General features: G+C 33.8%; 3 protein-coding genes. 1 reads left to right on the top strand and 2 read right to left on the bottom strand.

Going from position 1 to position 3730, the window contains the following annotated elements; genetic code table 11:
- Positions 1-117: 117 nt before the first annotated feature.
- Entirely contained in the window at positions 118-1149 is a 1032-nt protein-coding gene (gene desA, locus KI369_RS28040) for a Delta(5) desaturase DesA (protein WP_212958921.1), read from the top strand.
- A 526-nt stretch (positions 1150-1675) separates the two neighbouring features.
- Here the strand turns inward: desA and KI369_RS28035 are convergent.
- Entirely contained in the window at positions 1676-2023 is a 348-nt protein-coding gene (locus tag KI369_RS28035) for a VOC family protein (RefSeq protein ID WP_212958919.1), read from the bottom strand.
- A 308-nt stretch (positions 2024-2331) separates the two neighbouring features.
- Positions 2332-3730: amino acid permease (locus tag KI369_RS28030; RefSeq protein WP_212958917.1), on the bottom strand; the 1399-nt coding region annotated here is incomplete at its 5' end.

The following is a 3730-nucleotide window of genomic DNA, read 5'->3' as shown; positions in this document are numbered from 1 at the left end:
GAGTAAGAAAAAAGAGATTTTTATAATATATAATATTTATTACATCTACTTTTAACACCTGATACTAATAGTATGCTATAATATGAATTAGCAACATAAAGGAAAGGAATTAGACCAATGACATTAGAAAATACTAAAAATTTAAAAAAACAAGTTGCTCCGTATGAAAAATCAACGATTAAAAAAAGTGTGTGGCAACTGATTAACACAATTGTGCCATTCATTATTTTATGGTACCTTGCTTATAAAAGTTTGTCCGTTTCTTATTGGTTAACATTAGTTCCATCTCTGTTAGCAGCTGGATTTATGACACGAATTTTCATAATTTTTCATGATTGTACCCATTATTCATTCTTTAAAAGTCGACCTGCCAATAGAATAGTAGGGACATGTATGGGTGTTTTAACGTTATTCCCGTTTGATCAATGGGGGCATGAGCATGCTATTCATCACGCTACAAGTGGTAATTTGGATAAACGAGGTACAGGAGATATTTGGACGCTTACAGTAGATGAATATGTAGCTGCGCCATTTAGACTTCGTTTAGCATATCGTTTATATCGCAATCCATTCGTTATGTTTGGATTAGGCCCGATTTATGTTTTCTTGCTTAAAAATAGATTTAACCGAAAAGGTGCTAGACAGAAAGAACGTATGAATACTTATTTGACGAATATTATAATTGTTGCTGTAGTAGCGATACTTTGCTGGGCAATTGGGTGGCAATCGTTTCTGTTAGTACACGGTACTATATTCTTAATAGCAGGTTCAGTAGGGATTTGGCTGTTTTACGTACAGCACACATTCGAGGATTCTTATTTTGAAGAGGATAAAGATTGGGAATATGTGAAAGCGGCAGTGGAAGGAAGTTCATTTTATAAACTTCCAAAAATCTTGCAATTCCTAACTGGTAATATTGGATTCCATCATGTTCACCATTTAAGCCCAAGAGTACCTAACTATAAATTAGAAGAGGCGCACAATAATACGCTTCCATTAAAAAATGTACCAACGATTACACTTGCTACAAGCTTGCGTTCACTTCGTTTCCGTCTTTGGGATGAGAAAAGTAACAATTTTGTTAGCTTTAAAGAATTCAAAAAAATAATTAAAAACAATGTTTCTGTTCGGGTGAAATCTGAACTATAATTTCATCGGCTATAAAACTCCCCTTAATCACTATCGATGTAAGGGGAGTTTTTGTTTTAAAAATATATGAACAATATTGAAGGAAAGCTCATGTATATGTATAAACATAAGAAGACAGTAATTATGTTATGTAAATAAGATGAACCATCATAATTTTTATTATTGTGAAGGAGATCGCGCATATATAATGGAAAGCAGAAGGTGGATGATAGTAATGATAAGAACAGAAACAACGTAATAAAATAATTCTTTCAAAAGGAAGGGGAATTCGTAAAGAACTAGCTTATTTAGAAGGACAAGGATTCAAAGATTATATGAATGACATGAATATTGCCCAAAAGTATGCAGCCAGAAAAAACTATTTTTCGCATCTTATGTTCGCAAACAATCTAATTAAGGGAAGTAGTTTCATTTTATGGTGATGGGATACGAAAAAAAGTCGATTTCCTGTGGAGTTAAGAAATCGACTTTTTTATTTTGTGAAACGAAAGCAATCATTAACTTAATAGCAAATGATTATAACCGTCTATTTTTCCCAAAGCTCAATTAGACGACCTTCAGGATCTTTAATCCAAATAAACTTTCCGAACTCGCTTATTTCTTCTTTCTTTTCAAGAGTTACACCAATATGTTCGAGATGCTGAATAGTCTCATTTAAATTATGTACTTCAAAATTTAACATTACTTGCTGTTCTATTGGAAAATAATTATCATTTTCGGTAAAGAAAGAAAAAATAGTCTCATTTCCTAATTGCGGTTTAATCACAGTCCCATTCCAATCTTCTATTTCAATTTTCAACACTTCACTGTACCATTTTTTTATAACATCAATATTTTTAGTTCTCCAAAATATTCCCCCGAAACCTTTTATCATCGTACATAACTCCTGTCTATTTTAAAAATTTTTGGCATTATATATTCAATATATCAAAACAGTAATAGTAAGGAAAATTATTAACTTATAAACAGTAAGAAATCAAAATTGCTAGTAGCATTGACTGTTGAAACGATACAGACACCATTCTTCGCAAAACTTGAAATCAAAGAAAAAGAGTATAGAAATAATCACTTGTTTTCCAAAAGTAAAGGGAAATGAAGGAACGAAAGAAAAAGTGAAAATGATAAATGATAAAAGACCGCACATGGCTTTCACTTCATGTGCGGTCTTTTATATAAAAAGTATTACATAGTCTCGCTAATTTTAGTTTCACTACGAGTGTTAGTAGCAATTCTTTTCTTAACTTTAAAGTGATAGTAGGTATAGCAAAAGATGATAAATGGTACAGTGCAATAGATTCCTAGTCGCTGTTCAGGGATAAAGATAAGACTAATTAATATAATGCCATACAATCCAAAACCAAGAATTGGTACAAGTGGATAAAGTGGAGTTTTAAATTTTAAGTCTTCTAATCTTCCACCGTCTGCTAAATAATGTTTACGGAAAAAGAATTGAGAAACACAAATTGACATCCAAACGATGATTGTAATGACGCCAGAAATTGAAATTAACCATAAGTAAACTGTTTCAGCAGCTACGACGCTTGTTAAAAGAGAAAAAGCAGAAATAGAAATTGTCAAAATTAAAGCGTTTAAAGGTATTCCTCGTGAAGATAATTTCTTTAGAAAGGCTGGAGCCATTTCATTTTTTGATAGTGACCAAAGCATGCGAGTTGCGGCGTACAGTCCAGAGTTTGCGACAGAAAGAACAGCAGTAAGAATAACAAAGTTCATAATATCAGCTGCATATGGAATACCGATATTATCAAAAACCGCAACGAATGGGCTTTTTGTTAATCCTGCTTCTTCCCAAGGAATTAAAGCAACGAGAACAAAGATTGCTAAGACGAAGAAAAACATCGTGCGCCATATAATATTTCTAATAGAACGTGGTAAAGTTTTTGCAGGATCTTCACTTTCACCTGCAGCGATTCCGACAAGTTCTGTACCTTGGAAGGAATAATTAACTGTAACCATTGTTAATAGGATTGCTGCAAGCCCATTTGGGAATAAACCACCATGATTCACGAAATTTGAAAATAACGGGGCTGGTTCGTCGCCTTTTAAATCAATAAAACCGAACATAGCAGCGCCGCCAAGGATAATAAAAGCTATAATGGCAGATACTTTTATACTTGAAAACCAAAATTCTGTTTCTGCATAACTACGAGCAGATAATGCGTTAATAGTGAAGATTGTAACGCCAAATATTAAACACCATACCCAGACGGGAATATCAGGAAACCAGCGCTGCATTGTAATGCCAGCCGTAGTAAATTCAAGACCGGTCGTATTTGCCCAGCTTAACCAATACAACCATCCAATTGTAAAACCAGTTGCAGGATTGATGAACTTAGTGGCATATTCTTGGAATGAACCTGAAACTGGCATAGCTACAGCAAGTTCACCAAGACAAAGCATAACGAAATACATTAATAATCCACCAGCCATAAAGGCAAGTACGGATCCACCAGGTCCAGCTTGACTTATAATAAAGCCAGATCCGTTAAATAACCCCGTTCCAATCACACCACCGAGTGCGATCATGAATAAGTGTCTACTTTTCATCGTACGTTTTAATTCA

The sequence above is a fragment of the Bacillus sanguinis genome (genome assembly GCF_018332475.1).
In the GTDB taxonomy this organism is placed as follows: Bacteria; Bacillota; Bacilli; order Bacillales; family Bacillaceae_G; genus Bacillus_A; species Bacillus_A sanguinis.
The sequence above is the reverse complement of the archived record's forward strand: the minus strand, read 5'-3'. Positions and strand labels throughout refer to the sequence as shown.

Coding starts and splice junctions, on each gene's coding strand:
- desA (WP_212958921.1), top strand. CDS start 118: ATGACATTAGAAAATACTAAAAATTTAAAAAAACAAGTTGCTCCGTAT.
- KI369_RS28035 (WP_212958919.1), bottom strand. CDS start 2,023: ATGATAAAAGGTTTCGGGGGAATATTTTGGAGAACTAAAAATATTGAT.